Here is a 24,485-nt window from a genome sequence, read left to right as displayed (position 1 = left end):
TGCGACCCCTGCCCTGCGGCCCTGCCCTGCGACCCCTGCCCTGCGGGCGTCCGAGGAGGTGTCCCGGCCGCGTTAGGCTAGATGGTCACCCCTGACAGTTCCGTCCAGCTCACGAAAGTCGCGAGATGTCTGCCGAAGCCGCTGTATCGGTGTTCCCGCAGCTCGAAGCTCTGCTGCCACACGTGCAGAAGCCGATCCAGTACGTGGGCGGCGAGCTGAACTCCACCGTCAAGCCGTGGGACGAGTGCGACGTCCGCTGGGCACTCATGTATCCCGACGCCTACGAGGTCGGGCTGCCCAACCAGGGCGTCATGATCCTCTACGAGGTCCTGAACGAGCAGCAGGGCGTCCTCGCCGAGCGCACCTACAGCGTGTGGCCGGACCTGGAGGCGCTGATGCGGGAGCACGGCGTCCCTCAGTTCACCGTCGACAGCCACCGCCCGGTGAAGGCCTTCGACGTGTTCGGCATCAGCTTCTCCACGGAGCTGGGCTACACGAACATGCTGACGGCCCTGGACCTCGCCGGCATCCCGCTGGAGTCCAAGGACCGCACCGTCGACGACCCGATCGTCATGGCGGGCGGCCACGCGGCCTTCAACCCCGAGCCGATCGCGGACTTCATCGACTGCGCGGTGATCGGCGACGGCGAGCAGGCGGTCCTCGAGGTCAGCAAGATCATCCGTGCTTGGAAGGCGGAGGGCCGCCCCGGCGGCCGCGAGGAAGTCCTCTTCCGCCTGGCGAAGACCGGCGGGGTGTACGTCCCGGCGTTCTACGACGTCGAGTACCTCCCCGACGGCCGTATCGCCCGCGTGGTCCCCAACCGCTCCGGCGTCCCGTGGCGCGTGTCGAAGCACACGGTCATGGACCTCGACGAGTGGCCCTACCCCAAGCAGCCGCTCGTCCCGCTCGCGGAGACGGTCCACGAGCGCATGTCGGTCGAGATCTTCCGGGGCTGCACCCGAGGCTGCCGCTTCTGCCAGGCGGGCATGATCACGCGCCCGGTCCGTGAGCGGTCCATCACGGGCATCGGCGAGATGGTCGACAAGGGCCTGAAGGCCACGGGTTTCGAAGAGGTGGGCCTGCTCTCCCTGTCCTCGGCGGACCACTCGGAGATCGGCGACATCGCCAAGGGCCTGGCGGACCGCTACGAGGACGACAAGATCGGCCTCTCGCTCCCCTCCACCCGCGTGGACGCGTTCAACATCGACCTCGCGAACGAGCTCACCCGCAACGGCCGCCGCTCGGGCCTGACCTTCGCCCCGGAGGGCGGCTCGGAACGCATCCGCAAGGTCATCAACAAGATGGTCTCGGAGGAAGACCTCATCCGCACGGTCGCCACCGCCTACGGCAACGGCTGGCGCCAGGTGAAGCTGTACTTCATGTGCGGCCTGCCGACGGAGACCGACGAGGACGTCCTCCAGATCGCCGACATGGCGACGCGCGTGATCCAGAAGGGCCGCGAGGTCTCGGGCTCCAACGACATCCGCTGCACGGTCTCGATCGGCGGCTTCGTCCCCAAGCCCCACACTCCCTTCCAGTGGGCGCCCCAGCTCTCCGCCGAGGAGACGGACACGCGCCTGGAGAAGCTGAGGGACAAGATCCGCGGCGACAAGAAGTACGGCCGCTCGATCGGCTTCCGCTACCACGACGGCAAGCCGGGCATCGTCGAGGGCCTGCTGTCGCGCGGCGACCGCCGGATCGGCGCGGTGATCCGCGCGGTGTACGACGACGGCGGCCGCTTCGACGGCTGGCGAGAGCACTTCTCCTACGACCGCTGGATGGCGTGCGCGGAGAAGGCGCTGGCCCCCTACGGCGTGGACGTCGACTGGTACACCACCCGCGAGCGCACCTACGAGGAGGTCCTCCCCTGGGACCACCTCGACTCCGGCCTCGACAAGGACTGGCTCTGGGAGGACTGGCAGGACGCCCTCGACGAGACGGAGGTCGAGGACTGCCGGTGGACGCCTTGCTTCGACTGCGGGGTGTGTCCGCAGATGGACACGGCCATACAAATCGGCCCGACCGGCAAGAAGTTGCTTCCGCTGACGGTCAAGAGGTCTGCGACCAGCGAACACGCCCACTGACGTGAGTGCCGCGTTACGGCGCTGGCCGAGGCCTTGGCGGATTATCAGCGAGGAAGACAGAGCTGCCGTACTGAACGCGCTCGGTGCTCAGGCTAGGCGGCAGAGGCCTGCGCGGGATACGCCGAGAACGCCGCTGCCGCCTCCTGGGGGCCCTTCGGACATCCACTCAAAGGTGGAGTGGGTCTGAGCTCCCTACGGCCCCTTGCGCAGTTGCATGCCGTCCTGAGCCCTCTCCCTGATCAGGAGAGGGCTCGGTGGTTTTCGCAGCACCCGTGCCAAGCCGGCAGGTGCTTTATCTGTCGGGCGCCCCTCGACCGTCGCCCTGTCGGGTGGATCAGCAGGATGAAGCGGGATCGAGCGTCCGCGTTGGGGACCTATGGACTCGCGGGCCAGGTCTGCGGTCCGCCACGAGGGATTGGGCAGGCCGGTGCCTCGTAAGGGGTGAGGATGGGACCGTCGATGAGCAAGGTTGCCGTGAGCAAGCTGCCGATGGTCGGCGCGATGTTCAGGGCGACCAAGATCGTCACAACCGCACTGGGCGAGTCGGCATCGAATTTCGTCACCGGCGTCATTGAACCTCGGCTACGCCGTCGGCGCGATGATCTTCCTACTGGCCTTCGTGGTCACCCTGGCGATGCAGCTCACAAACCCGCTGAGCCGCCACACATGCGGCGGGAAGTGGTCGGGCCGATCTCTGAGCTGAGTGGGGCTGAGGCTGCCACATGAGGGCGGCGCCGAGCTTGGCCGAGCTCTCTCTGGTGCCTTCGGCGGAGCCTGCCGAAGGTGAACACGGCGAGCCCGGCCGCCGTAAATCGTAGAACCGGAGGCCTTCCGGTGCGCTGACGGGCCCTAGCCTCCGCCGCTTCCGGCTTGGGAGTTCGAGCTGGAGCGGCGGCTGCTATGCGAGGTGCGGACGATGCAGAGGTTGACAGGTAAAACACAGCGGGCGCACTGACGCAAGATCCATGGTGCGCACGTCCAGGATGCGTTCAGGTTGATCTTGTCAGGGTCGAACGGAGATCCAACCCCCACAAGTACAGGAGCACCCTTTTGACGTCGACGAAGTCTGTGATGAAGAAGCTGCCCGAGGTCACGCTGGCGTTCTGGATCATGAAGATCGCCGCGACGACCCTGGGGGAGACGGCGGGCGACCTGTTCTCCCAGACGCTCAAAATCGGCTATTTCCTCACCACGATCGCCCTGTTCCTGATCTTCGCGGTGACGCTGGTGGTGCAGCTGCGGTCCTCGCGGTACAACCCGTTCTTCTACTGGACCGTGATCCTGTCGACCAGCATGGCCGGCACGACGATGTCTGACTTCATGAACCGCGACGCCAGCGACAAGTACCTCTCGGGCGGAGCTTCTTCGCTGGGCTGGGGTCCGCAAGGCCTCGGCCTCGGCTACCCGGAGGGAGCCGCGATCCTCGTCTCCATCCTCCTGGCGATCTTCCTCGCCTGGAGGATCAGCGGGATGACGTTCCAGATCCGCGACATCGTCACCTTCAAGGGCGAGGCCCTGTTCTGGGCGGCGATCCTCGTCTCCAACACCCTCGGTACCTCGATGGGTGACTTCCTGTCCGACAGCTCCGGACTCGGCTACCTGGGTGGTGCGGCGCTGGTGTCCAGCGTGCTGGTCGTGCTGGTCGTCCTGATGAAGGTGCCCGCCGTCCCGAACGTCCTCCTGTTCTGGATCGCCTTCGTCCTCACCCGCCCCCTCGGCGCTACCGCCGGCGACTTCCTCACCAAGCCGGTCGCCAAGGGCGGACTGAACCTCGGCACCGCGGGCTCCTCGGCCGTGCTGCTCGCGGTCCTGTTCGGCCTGATGGCCTACGCGCACATTCAGGAGCGCAAGGCCGTGACACCGAGCCTTGAGACAGTCGGCCCGGAGGTCGCAGCGGCCCGCCCGGAAGCAAGTCAACGGTAGGCACTGGTCGGGGCGCGAGCCCTCGCCCAGGGGACCGCAGGTTCATGGACACGCATTCCGCGGTCCAGCACAGAAACGGCTAGGGAGCGCCTCCTCACTGCGGGTAGGTGACCCTGGCTCGTTGCGTGATGCCCCTCCCTCCTTGGACGTCGCGCTGCGGGATGTCCAGGGGATGTCCAGTACATGAGGCTGAGATAAGGGGTGCTGCGCCGGGCGGTGGGTTCTTCATCCAAACCCCGCAGAACCGTCCACGGCGCTGGACCGGCCCAGTCTTCGGTGTGGTTCAGCCCTCAGATGGACACGCACATCCAGGTCGGTCAGTGCGCGTATGACCGGCCGGCCGCGCATGAACCTGGCTCCACTCATCAGGGCCCCCTGGAATCGACCGTCTAGGCTGGCGCGGTGACTGATGAGCAGGAGCGGGTGCAGCCGTCGGGAGTGTGGGCCACGGCGGTGGGGGTGGCCAGGGTGCGGGCCCTGGAGACCGAGCGGGAGAACGCGCTGTTCCGCGACCCACTGGCGCAGGCCTTCGCCACCGCCGGCGGCCTGGGGCTCTCCTCGCCGCCGCTGCCCGGTGACGAGGCCGCGCGACGCCGCCGGCAGGGCGTGGCGTTCTCCATCGTCATCAGGACGAAGTTCCTCGACGACCTGTTGCAGCAGGCCTCCGCGTCCGGGGTGCGGCAGGTCGTGCTGCTCGGCGCCGGCATGGACAGCCGGGCCTTCCGGATGGACTGGCCCGAGGGCACCCGGCTGTTCGAGGTCGACACCGCCGCGCCACTGGACTTCAAGGCTTCGGTGCTGCGCCAGGAGCGGGCCGTCGCACGCTGCGAGCGGATCACCGTCGCGGTCGATCTGCGTGAGGACTGGCCGGGCGCGCTGGCCGCCGCCGGGCACGACCCGGCGGTGCCGACCGTGTGGATCGCCGAAGGACTGCTGATCTATCTGCCCGAGGACGCGGTGGAACTGCTGCTGGCCCGGATCAGCGCGCAGTCGGCGGCAGGCAGTCGGATGGGGCTGACGTTGGGCCCGCGCGGTGTGATCGAGCGCTTCGGCGCGGACGCCGTGCCGGGATCGGCCGCGTCCATGTGGGTTTCGGAGATGCCCGACGACCCGGTGGGCTGGCTGGCCGGGCACGGCTGGGAGGCCAGCTGCCACACCCTGCGCGAGCGCGCCGCCGCCTACGGCCGCCCGATCAGCACCCCGCCGCAGCGCGAGGAGCGGCCCGGCGGACTGATCTCGGCGGTCCGCCGGTAGAGCACCCCGCATGTCATGGCACCGAGTCGCCCCGCTCATCGGCCGTGATAGGTCAGCCGCCGCCGGGGCCCGGGCCGTAGAGCGCGGCGATGTCCTCGGAGCTCGCCCACCGGCTGTAGGTGGGCGACTGAGGCCAGCCCTCGGGTGAGTCCTGCCATTCCTCCTGCCGTCCGTACGGCAGGACGTCGATCAGCGCGAAGCTGTGACTGAGTTGCTCGGTGCCCCGGCCGTTGGTGTGCCAGGTGCGGTAGACGGTGTCGCCGTCGCGCAGGAACACGTTGACCGCGAATCCTCCGCCGGGCGGTGCGCCGACGTCGGCCCCGAATGAGCTGTCGGCTGTCGAGTACCAGGTCATCCGGTTGCCGACCCGCTGCTTGTAGGCGAGCGCCTCTTTGATCGGGCCCTGGGTGACGATGACGAATCGTGCGTCGTAGTTGTCCAGGAACTCCAGGCGGGTGTACTGCGAGGTGAACCCCGTGCAGCCCGGGCACTGCCATTCCTTGCCGGCGAACCACATGTGGTTGTAGACGATCAGTTGCCTCTTGCCTTCGAAGACGTCCGCCAGCCGAACGGGGCCGTCCTCGCCCTCGAGGGTGTAGTCGGGCATCTCGACCATCGGCAGGCGACGACGCTCGGCGGCGATGGCGTCGAGTTCCCGCGTCGCGGCCTTCTCCCGGGCACGCAGTGCCTCGAGCCGGCGTTCCCAGGTGGCGGTGTCGACGACGGGTGGTAGTGCGGGGCTGGTCATGGTCGCCTCACAGAGCTCGTGCGCGGCTTTCGCTTGTCCAGAGGTAGACCGCACCGCGCTCCGGAACTCATCGGTCGCAGGCCGTACCGTCTTTGCCGGCTCACCGCCCGGCAGGGCCTGCGCGTCGCACGAGCGCCGGGCGCGTGGTCCCGGTAGGGGCAGCGGTGGCGGCCTGGAGGATCAGGTCGGTGACGGCGTCGGGGCGGGCGATCAGGGACACGTGGCAGGTGTCGATCTCCACGGTGTGGGAGCCGGCGCGCTTGGCCTCGAAGCGTTCCTGGTCCGGGCTGATGGTCATGTCCTGACGGCCGACCAGGGCCCAGGAGGGGATGTTCTTCCACGCCGCGACCTGGGCCTTCTCCGAGAACGCGGTGCTGGCCGCGGGCCGCTGGGTCACCGCCAGCAGATTCGCCTCGCTCGCCGGCAGGCAGGCGGCGAAGACCGGGTGCACCTTGTCCCGCTTGAGGTACAGGTCGGTTCCGCCGGCGTCGCCCGTCCGGTAGGGCACCGATGTGGTGGCGGTGCCCAGGGCGCTGGGGAAGCGGGCGGACAGCGACATGCCGCTTTCGCCCACGTCGGGCATCAGCGCTGAGATGTACACGAGGGACCTCACCTGGGGGTTGCCGGCTGCGGCCGTGCTGATCACGGCTCCTCCGTAGGAGTGGCCGACCACTACCACGGGGCCTTTGACGCTCTTGAGCACCGAGGCGATGTAGGCGGAGTCGCTGTACAGCCCGCGCAGTGGGTTGGCCGGGGCCATGACCGTGTAGCCGCGGCTCTCGAGCCGTTCGATCACCCCGTTCCAGCTGGAGCCGTCGGCAAAGGCGCCGTGCACCAGGACGATGGTGGGCTTGGGATCGCTTGCGCCGCTGTCTGCGACGGCCGGAGCCGCCGTGACCGCGCTCAGGGTGGCGACGGCGCATCCCGCCGCGGCGATGCGGCAGCGATGTGTGCGGCGACGTATGCCGTGGACCGTGGATGTGCTCATGCCCTTCTCGCTTTCCGCTGGGGTTCCTCTGGGGTGTACGCACATCAGCGTTGACGCATCGGTGCCGTGGAGCCCGCTCATCCGGTGCAATCGGGTGAAACCGGCGTCTCGGGCCGTCCGTTGAGCGGCATGTCCTCCGCGCGGTGGCAGGGCGGCCCGGAGGGGGCCTGCGGGGGCAAACCCCCGTAGGGACAGGCACGTTGGCCGGATGGGAAGGACGGTCGTGATCCGCGAGGCTCATCGGCATGAAGCAGACCAGCAGCACGAGAGCCGTCTGGACCGCCGTATCCGCCGCCGTCCTCTGTATCGCCGCCCCGCTGACCGTCTCCCCGACCGCATCCGCATCCGCATCCTCCGCCGAGGCCCCCTCCCTGAACTGGACCAGGTGCGAGGGTCATGGGCTCGATCCCCGCCAGCGGTGTGCGTCCGTCGAGGTGCCGATGGACTACGCCGACCCCGGGGGCCGGAAGATCGACGTCGTGGTCTCCCGCATCCCCGGCGAGAAGCCGTCCGCCCGCCGCGGCGCGCTGCTGCTGATCCCCGGCGGCCCCGGAGGCTCCAGCCTCAACGACCCGTCGGGCAAGGGGCAGAAGCTGCCGCAGGAGGTGCGGGACGCCTACGACCTGATCGGTTTCGCGCCGCGCGGGCTCGCGCCCTCCACCTCCGTCAGCTGCGGTCTCGAACACGGCGACCTCGCACTGTCGAAGCTGCGGCCCTGGCCCGCGGCGGACGGGTCGGTCATCGGGAACATGGCCACCGCGCGGCGGACGGCGGACGCCTGCGCGCGCAACGGCGGTGAGCTGATCCGGCACATCAGCACCGTCGACGAGGCCCGCGACATCGACCGCATCCGCGTCGCGCTCGGCGAGCGCAGGCTCTCCGCGTGGGGTGTCTCGTACGGTACGTACGTCGGCGCCGTCTACAGCCAGTTGTTCCCGCAGCGCACCGACCGCGTCGTGCTCGACAGCAACGACGACCCCGACCCCGTCAGGGTCTCCCGGGCCTGGCTCGCCGCGTACGAGACCGGCGTCGAGGACACCTTCCCCGAGTTCGCCCGGTGGGCCTCGGCGCCCGGCAACCCTGACCGGGTGGCCGTGACGGCGGCAGAGGTGCGACCGCTGTTCCTGCGCCTGGCCGCACGCCTCGACCGCGCACCGATCCCCTGGCCGGGCGCCAACCCCGAGGAGCTGAACGGCAACGTGCTGCGCCAGGCGATGCTCGACAGCTTCTACACGCCGAGCCGTTTCCCCGCCCTGGCGAAGCTGATGCTGGCCGCCCGGAACGGCACCGTCCCGCCCGCGCCCGCCGCGCAGCCCGATGCGGTGCTGCAGAACGTCACCGCGGTCAGCGCCGCGACCATCTGCAACGACGTGGCCTGGCCCAGGTCGGCGGCCGCGTACCGCGACGGTGTCGCCGAGAGCCGCCGGGAACACCCGCTGACCGCCGGCATGCCCCGGAACGCGATGGTCTGCGCCGCCTGGCCGTACCCGCCGGAGCAGGCGCCGGTCCGGATCACGCCGAGAGGGCCCTCCGGCATCCTGCTCGTGCAGAACGCACACGACGTCGCCACCCCGCTGAGCGGCGCGCGGAAGCTCCGCGAGGCGTTCGGGGCGCGTGCCGTCATGGTGACCGTCGACTCCACCGGCCACGGCGCCTACCTGGCCAACGGGAACGCGTGCGGCGACCGCACCGTCTCCCGCTTCCTGGCGACCGGAGAGCGGCCCGAGCGGGACGTCCGCTGCCCGAAGGGGCCGTCACGCCGTGGCTCGTACGTGTGATCTTCGAGGTCTCCCGCGCAGGGGTTTCGCGAGCCGGCACCGCCGGGCACCCGTAGATGCGGGTGCCCGGCGGGAACGTTTGGGCCGCCGGACACGTAATGTAGGTAGGAGTACCACCGCTCTCACGAAGGACTGAACGACACTGGGCAAGCGACAGCCCGAAGGCCCGCCGCCCGCACCCGCGGTGCAGCGCATTCGACTGCGTTACACCAAGCGCGGCCGCCTCCGGTTCACCAGCCACCGTGACTTCCAGCGCGCCTTCGAGCGTGCGTTGCGCCGTGCCGAGGTGCCGATGGCGTACTCGGCCGGGTTCACGCCGCATCCGAAGGTGTCGTACGCCAATGCCGCACCCACCGGCACGGGCAGTGAGGCGGAGTACCTGGAGATCGCGCTCACCGAGGCGCGCGATCCGGAGCGGCTGCGTGTCCTCCTCGACGAGTCGTTGCCCGCCGGGCTCGACGTCCTGGAGGCGGTCGAGGCCCGCACGTCGGGGCTCGCCGACCGGCTGACGGCCTCCGTGTGGGAGCTGCGGCTGGACGGTGTGGACCCGGCGGAGGCAGAGCGTGCCGTCGCGGCCTTCAACGCGGCCGAGAGCGTCGAGGTCCAGCGCCTGACCAAGAACGGCATGCGCACCTTCGACGCCCGTCCCGCCGTCGCGAGCCTGGAGCGCGTCGAAGCGCACAGTTCGCAGGCTGATAGGCCGAGCGACCAGCCCTGTGCGATACTGCGGCTGGTTGTTCGGCACGTGACGCCTGCCGTACGACCCGACGACGTCCTGTCCGGTCTCCGCGCCGTGGCCGACCTGGCGCCGCCGGTCCCCGCAGCGGTGACCAGGCTGGCGCAGGGGCTGTTCGATGAAGAGACCGGCACGGTGACCGACCCGCTCGCGCCCGACCGCGAGGCAGCAGCGACCGAGCCGCATCAGGCCGCCGCTACTGCCGCCGCGACGGCGCCGGCGTAAGGAAGGTCCCGCGCAGGGACGTACGTCGTAGCGCCGCCCTCGTACTCGGGAGCCACCTGGGTCGGGCAGCGCACCGACCAGAAGACTTTCGCCAGGCCGTGCACAACAAGGAGTACGGAACCGGCGAGACAGGACACAGAGAGCTCCCGTGCGGCGCCCGCGCCCCGGACGGCGGCACCGCGCACAGCGCGAGCCGCGGACGTCAACGGCGATCATGCCGGACCAGGCGCGGCGCCCGGGAGCCTGACGGGAGAAACGCCCGCATGCTCGAACCGACCGAACCCACCGAGGGTTCCGAGAACAACACCCCCAGCGACACCCTGCCGCCGCGCCGTCGGCGCCGCGTCGCCTCGCGCCCGGCGGGCCCGCCGAGCGCCGACGCCGTGACCGGCGAGGTCACGGTGCCCGACCCCGCGAACGGGGCCGGGCCGGCCATACCGGCGGAGGCGGAGCCCCCGACCGCTGGGGCAGAAGAGACCGAGGAGACCGGGGCGGTGGCCGAGGCCGCCGTTTCCGGTGCCGCCGAAGCCGAGCCCGCCCCCGCGGAGGCGCCCGTTCCGGCTCGTGCGCGTCGGCGTGCCACGCGCCGTGCGTCGGCGCCCGCCGGGGCGCCCGCGACCGCGGAGGCCGTGGAGGTCGTCGTGCCCGCCGGTGGGGACGGCGCCGAGGAGTCCGAGGCCCCGGAGGCCGAGGCCGAGCCGGTCGCCGCGGCGGTGTCCGCTCCCGCTCGTCCGCGTCGGCGTGCCACGCGACGTGCGTCGGCGCCCACCGGGTCGCCCGCGGCGGCCGAGACCGTCGAGGTCGTCGTGCCCGCCGGTGGCGACGGTGGCGAGGCGCCCGAGACCCCCACGGTCGAGGCCGAGCCGGTCGCCGAGGAGGCACCCGCTCCGGCTCGTGCGCGTCGCCGTGCCACGCGCCGCGTCTCGGCGCCCTCCGCAGCGCCCGCCCGCACCGAGGCCGCGGAGCAGGAGGCGGCCGCCGAGGCCGAGACGAAGGCGGCCGTGCAGGCCCCCGCCGAGGAGCCCCAGGCCCCCGCCGCCGAGGAGCCCGCCCGTCGTACCCGTCGCCGTGCCACCCGCCGGGTGTCCGCGTCGGCCGCCGCGCCCGAGGGCGCCGCCGACGAGGCCCCGCAGGCCGAGGCCGCCGGTACGGCCGGCGCGAGCGAGAAGGCCGAGGTCGTCGAGGAAGGCGCCCACGCCCCCGCCTCGGCGCCCGAGACCCCCGCGGTCGAGGCCGAGCCGGCCGCCGAGGAGGCCGCCCCGCGTCGTCGCCGTCGTGTCGTCCGCAGGGCCGCCGGCGGCTTCTCCGAGCCCGCGCAGCCCGCCTCCGGCGCCGACGAGGCGTCCGAGGCCGCGCAGCGGCCCGCACGACCCGCCGTGGCCGTGTTCCAGGCGCCGGTGTTCACCGAGCCGATGTTCCAGACCCCGGAGCGGGCCGCCGCTGCCGCTGCCGCCGAGGCGGCGGAGCAGGAGGAGGCCGCCGAGGAGGAGACCGCCGGTGCGCGCCGCCGCCGCCGTCGCCGGGGCGGTGACGAGGAGCCCGTGGCCGTGGCACCGGAGACCACCGACGAGGTGGAGGAGGCCGAGGAGGCGGAGGAGTCCGCCGAGGACGAGGAGGCCGAGGAGACCGGTTCGCGTCGGCGCCGCCGCCGCGGTGGCCGCCGTCGTCGCCGTGGCGAGTCCGCCGAGGCCGAGGGCGAGTCCGCGGAGGGTGACGAGGCCGAGGAACTCGCCGCCGAGCAGGCCGCGCAGGACGCCGAGGACACCGCCGAGCAGGTGGAGGAGGACGACGAGGAGGCCCAGGAGCACGCCGAGGACACGGCGTCCTCCAGCAGCACCAGCCGTCGCCGTCGCAGGCGCCGCCGCCGGGCCGGTGACGTGCTCGTCGACAACGAGCCGACGCCCGACGACCCGGAGCGCACGGTCGTCAAGGTCCGCGAGCCGCGCAAGGCCGCCGAGCCGTCCGACGAGGTGCAGTCCATCAAGGGCTCGACCCGTCTGGAGGCGAAGAAGCAGCGCCGCCGGGAGGGCCGCGAGCAGGGCCGACGCCGCGTCCCGATCATCACCGAGGCCGAGTTCCTGGCCCGCCGCGAGGCCGTCGAGCGTGTGATGGTCGTCCGGCAGAACGGCGAGCGCACGCAGATCGGCGTCCTCGAGGACGGCGTGCTCGTCGAGCACTACGTCAACAAGGAGCAGTCGACGTCGTACGTCGGCAACGTCTACCTGGGCAAGGTCCAGAACGTGCTGCCGTCGATGGAGGCCGCCTTCATCGACATCGGCAAGGGCCGCAACGCGGTGCTCTACGCCGGTGAGGTCAACTTCGAGGCGCTGGGCATGGCCAACGGCCCGCGCCGCATCGAGTCCGCCCTCAAGTCCGGGCAGTCGGTCCTCGTCCAGGTGACGAAGGACCCGATCGGCCACAAGGGCGCCCGCCTGACCAGCCAGGTCTCCCTGCCGGGCCGTTACCTCGTGTACGTCCCCGAAGGCTCGATGACCGGCATCAGCCGCAAGCTGCCCGACACCGAGCGGGCCCGGCTGAAGACCATCCTCAAGAAGATCGTCCCCGAGGACGCGGGCGTCATCGTGCGCACCGCCGCCGAGGGTGCGAGCGAGGACGAGCTGCGCCGGGACGTCGAACGGCTCCAGGCGCAGTGGGAGGAGATCCAGAAGAAGTCGAAGAACGGCAACGCGCCGACGCTGCTGTACGGCGAGCCGGACATGACCGTCCGCGTCGTGCGCGACATCTTCAACGAGGACTTCTCCAAGGTCATCGTCAGCGGTGACGACGCCTGGGAGACGATCCACGGATACGTCTCGCACGTCGCGCCGGACCTCGCGCCGCGCCTGCAGAGGTGGACCAGCGAGGTCGACGTCTTCGCCACGTACCGGATCGACGAGCAGCTCGCCAAGGCGCTGGACCGCAAGGTGTGGCTGCCCAGCGGCGGTTCGCTGGTGATCGACCGGACCGAGGCGATGGTCGTCATCGACGTCAACACCGGCAAGTTCACCGGTCAGGGCGGCAACCTCGAGGAGACCGTCACCAGGAACAACCTGGAGGCGGCCGAGGAGATCGTCCGCCAGCTGCGGCTGCGCGACCTCGGCGGCATCATCGTGATCGACTTCATCGACATGGTGCTGGAGTCCAACCGGGATCTGGTGCTGCGGCGCCTGCTGGAGTGCCTGGGCCGGGACCGTACGAAGCACCAGGTCGCCGAGGTGACCTCGCTGGGCCTCGTCCAGATGACCCGCAAGCGGGTCGGACAGGGCCTGCTGGAGTCGTTCTCCGAGACCTGCGTGCACTGCAACGGCCGTGGCGTGATCGTGCACATGGACCAGGCGGCCGCGGCCGGCGGCGGCAAGCGCAGGAAGCGCGGCCGGGGCGGTGCCGAGGCAGAGCCCGAGACGCACGAGGCGGTCGCGGTCGAGGCCGAGGTCGAGGAGGCCCTCGAGGCCACGGTCGCCGAGCCCGAGGTCGCGGCTCCGGCGGCGCTGTCGGAGTCGGCCGTGACGGAGTCGCTGATGGACTCGGTCGCGCCGGACGAGGAGCTGTACAGCAGCGTGGCCGAGGCGGAGGCCGCCGCGTCCCGTGGCCGTTCGCGGCGCCGGGTGAGCCGGCGGGCGTCGGCTCCGGCGGGCGCCCCGCGGGCCGAGGAGCGGGCGCCGAAGTCCCGTACGGACGAGCGCGCACCGAAGTCGCGGTCCGAGGCGGAGGCGGAGCCGGTGGCGGCCGAGGACCCGGTCGTCGAGGCGCCCGCGCCCGCCGAGGAGGAGGCCGCGCCGAAGGGCCGTACGCGCCGTCGGGCGACCCGCAAGGCGTCGACGCCGGCCGGTTCGCCCGCCGAGGCCGTGGTGACGGTCCCGGAGGCCGCGGCACAGCCCGCCGAGGAGCCGGAAGCCCCGGCCCCGGCTCCGGTTGAGCCCGTGGCCGAGCCGGCCGCCCAGCCGGCCGCCGAGGCGCCCGTGGAGAGCGCTCCGGCCCGTCCGCGCCGCCGTGCCGTCCGCAAGGCCACGGCGCCGACCTCGTCGGAGGAGACGGCGGTCGTGGTCGTCCCATCGGCGGCTGAGGCCCCGGCGGAGCAGACCGAGGCCCCGGCGGAGGCCGAGCCCGAGGCGGCGGCGCCCGCCAAGAAGGCGGCCCGCAAGACCGCCAAGAAGGCCACGGCGAAGAAGGCGGCCACCAAGAAGACGGCGGCCAAGAAGACGGCCGCGAAGAAGACCGCCGCGAAGAAGACGACCGCCAAGAAGGCGGCGGCCAAGAAGACGGCGGCGGCCGAGCAGTCGGCACAGCCGACCGTTTCGGTCACCGCGGAGGACTGACCCTTCGACGCGACGGCACCGTCACGACGGCGGCCCGCCCGGATCTGTCCGGGCGGGCCGCCGTCGTGTGGGGCAGTGGCGGACAGGACCCGGTTTGACCCTTCCCGACCCGGCCCCGTAACCTTGACCGTCGGCGTGTCCACTGATGCGCCACATCCCCGTAAACCTCTTCCTCCCGGACGCGGGCCGCAAGGACCGGCCGGGAGAGGTCGCTCGCGCGTTTCGCAGGGCGGCTGGCCTGCGGGGGTGCCGTTCCCGAGCGAGAGAGTGAGTTCCGCGTGTACGCGATCGTGCGCAGCGGTGGTCGTCAGCACAAGGTTGCTGTCGGCGACATCGTCGAGGTTGACAAGATTTCCACCGCCAAGGTCGGCGACACGGTCGAGCTCTCGACCCTGCTCGTGGTCGACGGCGACTCCGTGACCAGCGACCCGTGGGTGCTGGCCGGCATCAAGGTCCAGGCTGAGGTCGTGGACCACCACAAGGGCCAGAAGATCGACATTCTGCGCTACAAGAACAAGACCGGTTACCGCCGTCGCCAGGGCCACCGCCAGCAGTACACGGCGATCAGGGTCACCGAGATCCCCACGGCTGCGAAGTAAGGGACTGAGAACAGATGGCACACAAGAAGGGCGCATCGTCCACCCGGAACGGTCGCGACTCCAACGCCCAGCGGCTCGGCGTGAAGCGCTTCGGCGGTCAGGTCGTCTCCGCGGGTGAGATCCTGGTCCGCCAGCGCGGCACCCACTTCCACCCGGGCGCGGGCGTCGGCCGCGGCGGCGACGACACGCTGTTCGCGCTGCAGGCCGGTTCGGTGCAGTTCGGCACCCACCGTGGCCGCAAGGTCGTGAACATCGTTCCCGTCGCCTGAATCTCCTGATTCACGGCTACGACCGAACGTTCAGCGAGGCGGACCTCACTTCCCGGTCGGGAAGGCGGGTCCGCCTTTCGCTTGTTGGACAGCTGTCGGACAGCACACACCCCGTACGTTTTCTGGAGGCACTGAACCATGACCACCTTCGTGGACCGCGTCGAACTGCACGTCGCCGCGGGTAACGGAGGCCACGGCTGTGCCTCCGTCCACCGTGAGAAGTTCAAGCCGCTCGGCGGCCCCGACGGCGGCAACGGCGGACGCGGCGGCGACGTCATCCTCACCGTCGACCAGTCGGTCACCACGCTGCTCGACTACCACCACTCCCCGCACCGCAAGGCCACCAACGGCAAGCCCGGCGAGGGCGGCTTCCGCTCCGGCAAGGACGGCCAGGACCTCGTCCTGCCGGTCCCGAACGGCACGGTCGTGCTCGACAAGTCGGGCAACGTACTGGCCGACCTGGTCGGCCACGGCACGTCGTACATCGCCGCCCAGGGCGGCCGCGGCGGCCTCGGCAACGCGGCGCTGGCCTCGGCCCGCCGCAAGGCGCCCGGTTTCGCGCTGCTCGGCGAGCCCGGCGACGTGCAGGACATCGTGCTGGAGCTGAAGACCGTCGCGGACGTGGCCCTCGTCGGCTACCCGAGCGCGGGCAAGTCCTCGCTCATCTCCGTGCTGTCCGCCGCCAAGCCGAAGATCGCCGACTACCCGTTCACCACCCTCGTCCCGAACCTGGGCGTGGTCGCCACGGGCTCGACCGTGTACACCATCGCCGACGTTCCCGGGCTCATCCCGGGTGCCAGCCAGGGCAAGGGGCTGGGCCTGGAGTTCCTGCGGCACGTCGAGCGGTGCAGCGTCCTCGTGCACGTGCTGGACACGGCCACGCTGGAGTCCGACCGCGACCCCGTCTCCGACCTCGACGTCATCGAGGAGGAGCTGAGGCAGTACGGCGGCCTCGACAACCGCCCGCGCATCGTCGTCCTCAACAAGATCGACGTGCCTGACGGCAAGGACCTCGCCGAGATGGTGCGGCCCGACCTCCAGGCCCGCGGCTACCGCGTCTTCGAGGTGTCCGCGGTCGCGCACACCGGGCTGAAGGAGCTGTCGTACGCCCTGGCCGACCTGGTCGCGAAGGCGCGTGCCGCCAAGCCGAAGGAGGAGGCGACCCGGATCGTCATCCGGCCGCAGGCCGTCGACGACGCCGGTTTCACCGTCACGCGCGAGGCCGACGGGCTCTTCCGCGTGCGCGGCGAGAAGCCCGAGCGCTGGGTGCGCCAGACCGACTTCAACAACGACGAGGCCGTGGGCTACCTCGCCGACCGGCTGAACCGCCTCGGCGTCGAGGAAAAGCTGATGAAGGCGGGCGCGAAGGCCGGGGACGGCGTCGCCATCGGACCCGAGGACAACGCGGTCGTCTTCGACTGGGAGCCGTCGCTGATGGCCGGCGCCGAGATGCTCGGACGACGCGGCGAGGACCACCGGTTCGAGGGCGTACGGCCTGCTGCGCAGCGGCGCAAGGAACGGCAGGCCGAACACGACGAGGCACAGCAGGAGTTCGACGACTTCGAGCCGTTCTGACAGCCGCGGCAGCCGGGGGTCGGCCCCCGGCTGCCCGCAGTGCTGCGCACGAAGGCCTCCTCCCGCGCGTCCGCCGGACTGCGGGTCGAGCGGGCGTGCCGGCGGTGCGGCTGGTGTGACGTCTCGGTGACCGGACGGCGCGCCGCGGTCACCGTCCGCTTCCTGGACCGGTGCGCGGCACCCGTGCGTCTTCGCGTAGATTGCCGGACGGGAGCGGGTATCGCGCGCGAGGGGAAGAACAGCAGGTGGCAGGCGCAAGACAGGCCGTGGAAGAGGCCCACAGGATCGTCGTCAAGGTGGGCTCCTCCTCACTGACCACGGCCGCGGGCGGGCTCGACGCCGACCGCGTCGACGCCCTGGTCGACGTGCTCGCCAAACACCGCAGCGGTGGGGAGAGGGAGGTCGTCCTCGTCTCCTCCGGTGCCATCGCCGCCGGCCTCGCGCCTCTCGGTCTGCGCCGCCGCCCCCGCGACCTGGCCCGCCAGCAGGCCGCCGCCAGCGTCGGCCAGGGCCTTCTGGTCGCCCGCTACACGGCCTCCTTCGCCCGCTACGGCATCCGCGTCGGCCAGATCCTGCTGACCGGCGACGACACCAGCCGTCGCGCCCACCACCGCAACGCCTCCCGCACCCTCGACAAGCTTCTCGCGATGGGCGCGCTGCCGGTCGTCAACGAGAACGACACCGTCGCCACCGACGAGATCCGCTTCGGCGACAACGACCGCCTCGCCGCGCTCGTCGCCCACCTCGTCCACGCCGACCTGCTGGTCCTGCTGTCGGACGTGGACGGCGTCTACGACGGGGATCCCAGCAAGCCCGGCACCTCGCGGATAGCGGAGGTGCGGGGCCCGGAGGACCTGGCGCACGTGGAGATCGGCAGCGCGGGCAAGGCCGGCGTCGGCACCGGCGGCATGGTCACCAAGGTCGAGGCGGCCCGCATCGCGGCGGCGGCCGGCATTCCCGTGGTGCTCACCTCCGCCGTGCACGCCGCCGACGCCCTCGCGGGCCGTGACACCGGCACGTACTTCCACCCCACCGGCAAGCGCTCCGCGGACCGGCTGCTGTGGTTGCAGCACGCCTCCACCCCGCAGGGCGCCCTCACCCTCGACGACGGAGCCGTGCGCGCGGTCGTCGAACGCCGCAAGTCGCTGCTGCCCGCCGGCATCGCCGCGGTCGAGGGCGACTTCAGCGCGGGCGACCCCGTCGAACTGCGTGACAGCGAGGGGCGGGCGGTCGCACGCGGGCTCGTCAACTTCGACGCCAAGGAGATCCCCCGGCTGATCGGCCGCTCGACCAGGGAACTGGCGCGCGAACTGGGCCCCGCCTACGAACGTGAGGTCATCCACCGGGACGACCTGGTCGTCCTGCACCCGTGAAGCCGTAAGCCCGCGTTCCGCGCCTGAGCGACAGGCCGAAAGTCCCGCCCCGCGGGCCCCGTCCGGTGAGGGACGTTCCGCAAAACCGCCCCACGGGCCCGCGCGGCCTGCTCCACTGGGTCTCGGGGACCGGTCGACCGACCGGGTCCCCGGCACCCATTCCGCACGAGCACCGCGTAAGGAGGCCGTCGTGAGACGAGTGCGCCCGGGGGCGGCGTCCCGCGGTGGTGGCACCTCCGGTGCCTCCCGGGGCGGCGTCCCGCGCAGGGTGGACGAGCAGCGGGCGCTGACCAGCGTCCCGGCCGGGGAGGCGTACCAGGAGCCCGCCGACGCGCACCAGGAGCCCGGCGAGACGCCCCGGCTGTGGCACGTCACGCTCAGCGTCTCCGGTGAGGAGGCACCGCTGAAGGAGGTGCGGCGCTCCCTCGAACAGCTGGCCAACGACCACCCCTTCCTGCTGACCAGCCGCTACGCGTGCGACCACGCCGAGATCCGTTACTGGGAGGAGGCCCGCGACCTGCATGACGCCGCCGCGGTCGCGCTGCGCCTGTGGGGCGAGCACCGGCAGAGCGCGGGGCTGCCGCCCTGGGAGATCGTCGGCCTGGAGGTCGTCGACCGCGACACCTACCACCAGCGGGTCACCGAGGGATACGGGCCGCCACCGGCCACACCGGTCGGAGTTCACCCGTTTTGAGCGCGTCTCGGAAGGTGGGACGAGCCCTGAACGGGGATGTCCGGCGCACTACGCTTCCCTCATGACCACGCTCTCGCCGTACGACTCCATGTCCCCGGTGGCCCAGGCCGCCTACCGTGCCCGGGCCGCCGCCGCAGACCTCGCGCCGCTGCCGCGGTCCGAGAAGGACGACGCGCTGCTCGCCATGGCGGACGCGCTGGAGGTCCGCACGAGCGAGATCGTCGAGGCCAACGCCAGGGACATCGCCAAGGCCCGCGAGGCCGGCACCAGTGAGGCGATCATCGACCGGCTCACGCTCACCCCCGAGCGGGTCCGGGCCATCGCCTCCGACGTCCGGGACGTCGCCGCCCTGCCCGACCCGGTCGGCGAGGTCGTCCGCGGCTCCACGCTGCCCAACGGCATCGACCTGCGCCAGGTCCGCGTCCCGCTCGGCGTCGTCGGGATCATCTACGAGGCCCGGCCGAACGTGACCGTCGACGCCGCCGCCCTGTGTCTGAAGTCCGGCAACGCGGTCCTGCTGCGCGGCTCCTCCTCCGCCTACGAGTCGAACGCCGCGCTCGTACGGGTGCTGCGCGACGCCGTGGGCGGGGCCGGCCTGCCCGCCGACGCCGTCCAGCTCGTGCCCGGCGAGAGCCGCGAGTCGGTGCGCGAGCTGATGCGGGCCCGCGGCCTGGTCGACGTGCTCATCCCGCGCGGCGGCGCCTCCCTGATCCGCACGGTCGTCGAGGAGTCCACCGTCCCGGTGATCGAGACCGGCACCGGCAACTGCCACGTCTACGTCGACGCCCGGGCCGACATCGACATGGCGATCGACATCCTGATCAACTCCAAGGCGCAGCGGCCGAGTGTCTGCAACGCCGCCGAGACGCTGCTGGTCCACCAGGACATCGCACCCGAGTTCCTGCCGCGCGCCCTGGACGCCCTCGCGGACGCAGGGGTCACCGTGCACGCCGACGAGCGCGTGATGGCGTACGCCAAGGACTCCCGGGCCACGGTGGTGGAGGCGACCGCCGACGACTGGGACACCGAGTACCTGTCGTACGACATCGCCGCCGCGGTCGTGGACTCGCTCGACAAGGCCGTATCGCACATCCGGCTGTGGAGCTCCGGCCACACCGAGGCGATCGTCACCACCTCGCAGCAGGCCGCCCGCCGATTCACCCAACTGGTCGATTCGACGACGGTCGCCGTGAACGCCTCGACGCGCTTCACGGACGGCGGCCAGTTCGGCTTCGGCGCGGAGATCGGGATCTCCACCCAGAAGCTGCACGCCAGGGGGCCGATGGGCCTGCCGGAGCTGACCAGCACCAAGTACATCGTCACCGGCGACGGGCACGTACGGCGCTGAGCGAGCGCTCGTTCCGCAGAGCGGTGCCGGTTCCTGGCACCCGCCTGTGAACCGTCTCGCCAGTCGGATGAATTTCCATACCGTCTGCCCAAATTGACCCCCCAGGTCTACTCTGGATCCGTGCCGGAGGACGTGGGGGGCACGCCGTTCGCTGACGGCCCGGAGCCCGACGACGACCGCGACCGCGGAGCGATGGACGAAGAGTTCGCCTCCGCGGTCTTCGACGAGGCCTGGATACGGGCCGCCGTGGTCCACGAGCCGACGGCCGTGGAGAGACTCCTCGCCGCCGCCCAGGCCCGCGCCGACGCCCAGGAGGCGGAGGCGCGCCGGGCACGCGGCAGGGCCGCACGGGGCGACGACGAGCGCTACGACGACGGATTCGGCCCCGACGACGGCTTCGGCCACGGCCTGGACCCCGACGACCTGGACGACCTGGACGCCCTCGACGGCCGCTACGGCACCGTGGGGCCCTTCGGCAGGGCCTACGGCAAGGGCGCCCGCTGGCACCGCCCTGTCGCCTGGATGCTCGCCCTCGTCATGGGTATCGGCATGGTCGCCCTGGCCTTCACCGCGGTGTACCGGGGCGGGTCCTCCGGTCGTCAGGACCAGGTCCCCACGCCCGCCTCGACCGGTCTGGAGCAGGGCCAGGAAGCCGGCGCGGGCACCGGCCCCTCGGCCTCCGCGGACTACTCGCCCCCCGCGTTCTCAGCGGTGCCGCGGACCCCCTGACCCTCCGAACCGGGGCGTTCCACAAGCTCACAGGCGCTGGGCCGAACCGGCCCGACCCGAGGGTTCGAAATTCGTTCCAAAACCTGGTGAGGACCTGTCAGAACTTGTCGTGTACCAGGGCGTTTACCCGGGCTCCCGGAGACCTACTCTGAAGATATGGGCGGGCCTGGAGACCCACCCGAGGGGCTGCCCGAGGGTGCTCCAAGTGGTGGCGAGGACGAGTACCGATCCGTCGTGTTCGACGAGTCGTTCGTCCGGGCTGCCCGCCTCCAGGAGTACTCCGCCCAGGAGCGGATGGCCGACCACGCCCCCGCCGTGCGCCGGCGCCCGCTCCTGCACCGCGCACTGCCCAGACAGGCGCTGATCCTCGTCCTGCTCATAGCCGTCGCCTTCGCCACCGCGATCTACATGGGCGTGCGCCATCCGTACCAGGCGCCCAGGGCCCAGACCGCCGAACCGCTGCGCATGACGGTGATACCGCTGGCCCCGCAGTCCGCCGTACCCGGCGCCACGGACCCCGAGGCGCTGTTCGAGCACAGCCCCGCCGCGCAGTTCCGCATCGGCGCCCAGGGCATCACCTTCCCCGCCGCCCGGCGTACCGCGCACTTCTCCGAGAGCCAGGTCTACGCCGCCCTGACCGACGCGAAGAACTACCTGGTCGCGTCCTCTCTCGACCCGGCCGTCCTCACCGGCGGCGCCGTGCGCCCGGTGCGCCTGCTGCTCGATCCGCAGCAGTTCGACCAGTTCGACCAGAGCTTCTCCCACCCGGCCTCGGACGGGCGGCACGCGGCCACCGGCTGGCTGGTCCGCTTCGATAACTCCCGTGCCCGGCTGGCCGACCCCGACATCCGCGTCCAGGGCACGCTGCAGGCCATCGAGGCCGACTCCGACACGCTGGAGGTCAGCGCCGACCACACGGTGGTGTACGCGCTGAAGCCGGCCGGCTCCGACGCCAAGGCGAAGGCCTCGCTGTTCACCGTGCGTCGCGAGCTGACGTTCCGCTTCGACCGTGACGACCTCCGCCTGAACCAGGCGGAGCTGGTCGCCGCCTACGTCCAGGCCGGACCGCTCGCCTGCGCCGAGGACACCGGGAGCCACCTCCGGCCGCTGCTCGCCGGTCAGACCGCCAAGGCGGGCGGCCCGGCCGGCACCGACCCCTTCGCGACGGGCAGCGCGACGGCCGTGTGCGGCACGCTGTCGGCGAGCGCGGAACCGAAGGTGTAGGGACCGCCCACCGGGCCGTAGGGACCGCCCACCGGGCCGTAGGGACTGCCCACCGGGCCGTAGGGACTGCCCACCGGGCCGTAGGGACCGCCCACCGGGCCCGTCCCCCCGCACCAGGCCGGCCCGGGCGGAGGCCGTCAGTTCTTGCCGTAGGGGCTCTCGCCGCCCGGGTGGCTGTCGTCCGGGCGGCTGTCGTCCGGTTCGCGCGGCGCGTCCTTGGGAGCGCTGCCCGTAAAGCCCGCGAAGCCGCGCCGCACCCGGTCGCCGAGGTCGCCGGCGCCGCCCGCGAGGTCGTTGACCAGCTTCATCAGCGGGTCCTTGGACTGCCTGACCTCGTTCGCGTAGCTCGCCGCCGACTGCCGGAACGAGTCCGACACCGAGGTGTCCCCGTCCTCGCTGCGCCGCGCGTAGTGACCGTCCATGATCCGCTGGTGGTCGCGGGAGGCCGCCCACTTCTTCAGCTCGGCCGCGCGGACCGTGGTGAAGGGGTGCGTACGCGGCAGCACGTTGAGGATCTTGAGCACGGAGTCGCGCAGATCGCCCCCGGCCTCGTACTCCTCGGCCTGCTCGAGGAACGCGTCCACGTTCATCTCGTGCAGATGGTTGCCACCCGCCATCTTCATCAGCCCGCGCATCGAGGCCTGCAGATCCTGCCCGACCAGCAGACCGGCGCGGTCGGCCGACAGCTCCGACTTGCGGAACCACTCCCGCAGCGCGGTCACGATCGCCATGATCGCGAGGTTGCCCAGCGGGATCCAGGCGACCCGGAGCGCGAGGCTGGTCAGGAACAGCAGGATGGTCCGGTAGACGGAGTGGCCCGAGAGCGCGTGCCCGACCTCGTGCCCGACGACCGCCCGCATCTCCTCCTCGTCCAGCAGTTCCACGAGCCCGGTCGTCAGGACGATGATCGGCTCGTCGAGGCCGATGCACATCGCGTTCGGCTGCGGGTCCTGCGTGACGTACATCGGCGGGACCTTCTCCAGGTCCAGGATGTAGCAGGCGTCCCGCAGCATGTCGTGCAGGTGGGGGAACTGCGCGTCCGAGACCCGCACCGAGTCGGAGAGGAACAGCAGCCTGAGGCTGCGCTCGGGCAGCAGACCGCTGAGGGCCTTGAAGACCGTGTCGAAGCCGCTCAGCTTCCGCAGGGCCACCAGGGCCGAGCGGTCCGCCGGGTGCTCGTACGCGCGCGAGGAGATCCCCGGAAAACGCCTGCGCTGCCTGCTCGGCACCTGCTCGTGACCGTTCTGACCCTGACCGTCGTCGGACATGCGTTCCCCCATGTGTCTGATGGCTCACTGTGTGCGGCCCGCGCGATGCGCCCCCGAAGCGGTGTCCAGCCTAGGCGGAGATACCGTGACAGGGCAGCACACCGTAAGGAGCGATCTCATGGAGCACATCAGCGCCGCCTGGCTCACCGAGGCAGCGACGGCCGCCAGCCGACAGGGCCCGGGCAACCTGCTCCGAGTCGTCCTGATCGTGATGGTCCTCGGCTGCGTCCTGACCGGCTGGTTCCTGCTGCGGGGCTACAAGCGCAAGGACTGACCCGGGCGCCGCGCGGGGGCGCCCGGCGGGCGGGAACCGTCGGCCCGGGCCTGCCCGATGCCCCGCGGTCCGCGCCCAACGGCGGAGTCGCCGTGATGCCCCGGAACGCGCCCGCATACGATGAGCCGACGTCTTTATCCCGCCCACACCGGATAGGTACTGCCGAAGATGAGCTTCCACAGCACCGCTGCCCAGTTGGCCACCCTCGCCGAGGGCGAAGGCGAGCGCCACGCGAGCATCAGCCCCTTCATGACCGGCGGAGGCGCCCTCGTCATCCTCCTGCTGCTGCTGTGGATCACCACCCGCTTCAACCGCGACCGCTGAGCCGAGGCCAAGAGCCCGTCCCGGCCGCTTGCGGGGGCCTGTCGGCCGGTGCCCGTTGGCCGGGCCGGTAGGGTCTGCACGCATGGGAGAGCAGCACACACCCACCGGTCCGGCGAAGGGCACGGGACCCGGCCCCGGCAGCGGGCCGTCGAGCCCGGGCAAGCGCCGCCTCGGCGTCATGGGCGGAACGTTCGATCCGATCCACCACGGCCACCTGGTCGCGGCCAGCGAGGTGGCCGCCCAGTTCCACCTCGACGAGGTGGTGTTCGTGCCCACCGGCCAGCCGTGGCAGAAGACCGACCGCAAGGTCAGCCCCGCCGAGGACCGCTATCTGATGACGGTCATCGCGACCGCCGAGAACCCCCAGTTCTCGGTGAGCCGCATCGACATCGACCGGGGCGGTCCCACCTACACCACGGACACCCTGCGTGATCTGAAGGCGCTCAACCCCGACACCGACCTCTTCTTCATCACCGGCGCCGACGCGCTCAGCCAGATCCTCACCTGGCGTTACACCGACGAGTTGTTCTCCCTGGCCCACTTCATCGGCGTCACCCGCCCCGGTCACACCCTCGCAGACCCGGGCCTCCCCGAGGGCGGCGTGTCGCTCGTCGAAGTTCCCGCGCTGGCCATCTCGTCCACAGACTGCCGTGCGAGAGTCGCCAAGGGCGAACCCGTCTGGTACCTGGTGCCGGACGGCGTCGTGCGCTACATCGACAAACGGCAGCTGTACCGCGGCGAGTGAGCCGAGAGGGG

General features: G+C 71.5%; 21 protein-coding genes. 18 read left to right on the top strand and 3 right to left on the bottom strand.

All coding sequences use genetic code 11. The features are described from left to right. Positions 1-125 precede the first annotated feature (125 nt). The 4 genes from SY2F82_RS03210 to SY2F82_RS03195 all read left to right on the top strand — a co-directional run bounded on the left by SY2F82_RS03210 (position 126) and on the right by SY2F82_RS03195 (position 5,261). Positions 126-2,084, top strand: a complete 1,959-nt coding sequence (locus SY2F82_RS03210; RefSeq protein ID WP_200417366.1) for a TIGR03960 family B12-binding radical SAM protein — start codon at positions 126-128, stop codon at positions 2,082-2,084. A gap of 459 nt (positions 2,085-2,543) precedes the next feature. Next, complete coding sequence (locus SY2F82_RS03205) at positions 2,544-2,810, top strand: hypothetical protein (protein WP_200417365.1); 267 nt, start codon at positions 2,544-2,546, stop codon at positions 2,808-2,810. Between the two features lie 345 nt (positions 2,811-3,155). Then, the gene (locus SY2F82_RS03200) at positions 3,156-4,007 is read left to right on the top strand and encodes a hypothetical protein (protein ID WP_236041072.1); all 852 of its coding nucleotides are present in this window, start codon (positions 3,156-3,158) and stop codon (positions 4,005-4,007) included. A 438-nt stretch (positions 4,008-4,445) separates the two neighbouring features. Then, positions 4,446-5,261, top strand: a complete 816-nt coding sequence (locus tag SY2F82_RS03195) for a class I SAM-dependent methyltransferase (RefSeq protein WP_200417785.1) — start codon at positions 4,446-4,448, stop codon at positions 5,259-5,261. A 52-nt stretch (positions 5,262-5,313) separates the two neighbouring features. On the opposite strand, the gene SY2F82_RS03190 is transcribed toward SY2F82_RS03195, so the two are convergent. Both SY2F82_RS03190 and SY2F82_RS03185 read right to left on the bottom strand, forming a co-directional pair. Next, a complete protein-coding gene (locus tag SY2F82_RS03190) occupies positions 5,314-6,009 on the bottom strand; it encodes a DUF899 family protein (protein WP_200417363.1) in 696 nt (231 codons plus the stop codon). Positions 6,010-6,109: 100 nt separating this feature from the next. Continuing rightward, positions 6,110-6,997: an alpha/beta fold hydrolase gene (locus SY2F82_RS03185; protein ID WP_200417362.1), complete on the bottom strand. Its 888-nt coding sequence runs from the start codon at positions 6,995-6,997 to the stop codon at positions 6,110-6,112. A 245-nt stretch (positions 6,998-7,242) separates the two neighbouring features. On the opposite strand from SY2F82_RS03185, the gene SY2F82_RS03180 reads away from it, so the two are divergent. From SY2F82_RS03180 to SY2F82_RS03130, 11 genes are all read left to right on the top strand, one after another. Next, complete coding sequence (locus SY2F82_RS03180; protein ID WP_200417361.1) at positions 7,243-8,775, top strand: alpha/beta hydrolase; 1,533 nt, start codon at positions 7,243-7,245, stop codon at positions 8,773-8,775. A 184-nt stretch (positions 8,776-8,959) separates the two neighbouring features. Next, positions 8,960-9,736 (top strand): TIGR03936 family radical SAM-associated protein, encoded by a 777-nt coding sequence (locus SY2F82_RS03175; protein ID WP_200417360.1) that lies wholly within the window; start codon positions 8,960-8,962, stop codon positions 9,734-9,736. A 263-nt stretch (positions 9,737-9,999) separates the two neighbouring features. Then, positions 10,000-14,052 carry a ribonuclease E/G gene (locus tag SY2F82_RS03170; RefSeq protein WP_200417359.1) on the top strand — a complete coding sequence of 1,351 codons (4,053 nt, stop codon included), beginning with the start codon at positions 10,000-10,002 and terminating at the stop codon, positions 14,050-14,052. 278 nt (positions 14,053-14,330) lie between these two features. After that, positions 14,331-14,651 carry a 50S ribosomal protein L21 gene (gene rplU, locus SY2F82_RS03165; protein WP_200417358.1) on the top strand — a complete coding sequence of 107 codons (321 nt, stop codon included), beginning with the start codon at positions 14,331-14,333 and terminating at the stop codon, positions 14,649-14,651. 14 nt (positions 14,652-14,665) lie between these two features. Then, positions 14,666-14,920, top strand: coding sequence for a 50S ribosomal protein L27 (rpmA, locus tag SY2F82_RS03160; protein ID WP_014672692.1), 255 nt, complete (start codon positions 14,666-14,668; stop codon positions 14,918-14,920). 138 nt (positions 14,921-15,058) lie between these two features. Further along, the gene (gene obgE / locus SY2F82_RS03155; RefSeq protein ID WP_200417357.1) at positions 15,059-16,495 is read left to right on the top strand and encodes a GTPase ObgE; all 1,437 of its coding nucleotides are present in this window, start codon (positions 15,059-15,061) and stop codon (positions 16,493-16,495) included. Positions 16,496-16,740: 245 nt separating this feature from the next. Continuing rightward, on the top strand, positions 16,741-17,868 hold the full coding sequence (gene proB, locus SY2F82_RS03150; RefSeq protein ID WP_200417356.1) for a glutamate 5-kinase: 1,128 nt from the start codon (positions 16,741-16,743) through the stop codon (positions 17,866-17,868). A gap of 190 nt (positions 17,869-18,058) precedes the next feature. Beyond that, positions 18,059-18,562: a hypothetical protein gene (locus tag SY2F82_RS03145; RefSeq protein WP_200417355.1), complete on the top strand. Its 504-nt coding sequence runs from the start codon at positions 18,059-18,061 to the stop codon at positions 18,560-18,562. A 61-nt stretch (positions 18,563-18,623) separates the two neighbouring features. Beyond that, positions 18,624-19,910 (top strand): glutamate-5-semialdehyde dehydrogenase, encoded by a 1,287-nt coding sequence (locus tag SY2F82_RS03140; protein ID WP_200417354.1) that lies wholly within the window; start codon positions 18,624-18,626, stop codon positions 19,908-19,910. Between the two features lie 93 nt (positions 19,911-20,003). Then, the gene (locus tag SY2F82_RS03135; protein WP_200417353.1) at positions 20,004-20,639 is read left to right on the top strand and encodes a hypothetical protein; all 636 of its coding nucleotides are present in this window, start codon (positions 20,004-20,006) and stop codon (positions 20,637-20,639) included. Between the two features lie 156 nt (positions 20,640-20,795). Beyond that, positions 20,796-21,863, top strand: a complete 1,068-nt coding sequence (locus SY2F82_RS03130; RefSeq protein WP_200417352.1) for a hypothetical protein — start codon at positions 20,796-20,798, stop codon at positions 21,861-21,863. Positions 21,864-22,000: 137 nt separating this feature from the next. Here SY2F82_RS03130 and SY2F82_RS03125 read toward each other — a convergent pair whose 3' ends face one another. Continuing rightward, positions 22,001-23,131 carry a M48 family metallopeptidase gene (locus tag SY2F82_RS03125; RefSeq protein WP_200417351.1) on the bottom strand — a complete coding sequence of 377 codons (1,131 nt, stop codon included), beginning with the start codon at positions 23,129-23,131 and terminating at the stop codon, positions 22,001-22,003. Between the two features lie 118 nt (positions 23,132-23,249). Between SY2F82_RS03125 and SY2F82_RS03120 the strand changes: the two genes are divergently transcribed. The 3 genes from SY2F82_RS03120 (at position 23,250) to nadD (ending at position 24,474) form a co-directional block, all read left to right on the top strand. Beyond that, positions 23,250-23,405: a hypothetical protein gene (locus SY2F82_RS03120; RefSeq protein ID WP_200417350.1), complete on the top strand. Its 156-nt coding sequence runs from the start codon at positions 23,250-23,252 to the stop codon at positions 23,403-23,405. A gap of 168 nt (positions 23,406-23,573) precedes the next feature. Further along, a complete protein-coding gene (locus tag SY2F82_RS03115; protein WP_181923042.1) occupies positions 23,574-23,729 on the top strand; it encodes a hypothetical protein in 156 nt (51 codons plus the stop codon). A gap of 82 nt (positions 23,730-23,811) precedes the next feature. Continuing rightward, a complete protein-coding gene (gene nadD, locus SY2F82_RS03110; protein ID WP_200417349.1) occupies positions 23,812-24,474 on the top strand; it encodes a nicotinate-nucleotide adenylyltransferase in 663 nt (220 codons plus the stop codon). Positions 24,475-24,485 lie beyond the last annotated feature (11 nt).

It is taken from the genome of Streptomyces sp. Y2F8-2, assembly GCF_014905555.1.
Lineage (GTDB): Bacteria > Actinomycetota > Actinomycetes > Streptomycetales > Streptomycetaceae > Streptomyces > Streptomyces cynarae.
Note: the sequence above shows the minus strand (reverse complement) of the source record. Positions and strands in the feature narration are given on the sequence as shown.

What these genes read in the sequence shown, in the direction of transcription:
- SY2F82_RS03115 (WP_181923042.1), top strand. Translation starts at nt 23,574, where the DNA reads ATGAGCTTCCACAGCACCGCTGCCCAGTTGGCCACCCTCGCCGAGGGC.
- SY2F82_RS03180 (WP_200417361.1), top strand. Translation starts at nt 7,243, where the DNA reads ATGAAGCAGACCAGCAGCACGAGAGCCGTCTGGACCGCCGTATCCGCC.
- SY2F82_RS03185 (WP_200417362.1), bottom strand. Translation starts at nt 6,997, where the DNA reads ATGAGCACATCCACGGTCCACGGCATACGTCGCCGCACACATCGCTGC.
- SY2F82_RS03140 (WP_200417354.1), top strand. Translation starts at nt 18,624, where the DNA reads ATGACCACGCTCTCGCCGTACGACTCCATGTCCCCGGTGGCCCAGGCC.
- obgE (WP_200417357.1), top strand. Translation starts at nt 15,059, where the DNA reads ATGACCACCTTCGTGGACCGCGTCGAACTGCACGTCGCCGCGGGTAAC.
- SY2F82_RS03130 (WP_200417352.1), top strand. Translation starts at nt 20,796, where the DNA reads ATGGGCGGGCCTGGAGACCCACCCGAGGGGCTGCCCGAGGGTGCTCCA.
- SY2F82_RS03200 (WP_236041072.1), top strand. Translation starts at nt 3,156, where the DNA reads ATGAAGAAGCTGCCCGAGGTCACGCTGGCGTTCTGGATCATGAAGATC.
- SY2F82_RS03190 (WP_200417363.1), bottom strand. Translation starts at nt 6,009, where the DNA reads ATGACCAGCCCCGCACTACCACCCGTCGTCGACACCGCCACCTGGGAA.
- SY2F82_RS03205 (WP_200417365.1), top strand. Translation starts at nt 2,544, where the DNA reads ATGAGCAAGGTTGCCGTGAGCAAGCTGCCGATGGTCGGCGCGATGTTC.
- rpmA (WP_014672692.1), top strand. Translation starts at nt 14,666, where the DNA reads ATGGCACACAAGAAGGGCGCATCGTCCACCCGGAACGGTCGCGACTCC.
- SY2F82_RS03170 (WP_200417359.1), top strand. Translation starts at nt 10,000, where the DNA reads ATGCTCGAACCGACCGAACCCACCGAGGGTTCCGAGAACAACACCCCC.
- SY2F82_RS03210 (WP_200417366.1), top strand. Translation starts at nt 126, where the DNA reads ATGTCTGCCGAAGCCGCTGTATCGGTGTTCCCGCAGCTCGAAGCTCTG.
- SY2F82_RS03120 (WP_200417350.1), top strand. Translation starts at nt 23,250, where the DNA reads ATGGAGCACATCAGCGCCGCCTGGCTCACCGAGGCAGCGACGGCCGCC.
- nadD (WP_200417349.1), top strand. Translation starts at nt 23,812, where the DNA reads ATGGGAGAGCAGCACACACCCACCGGTCCGGCGAAGGGCACGGGACCC.
- SY2F82_RS03125 (WP_200417351.1), bottom strand. Translation starts at nt 23,131, where the DNA reads ATGTCCGACGACGGTCAGGGTCAGAACGGTCACGAGCAGGTGCCGAGC.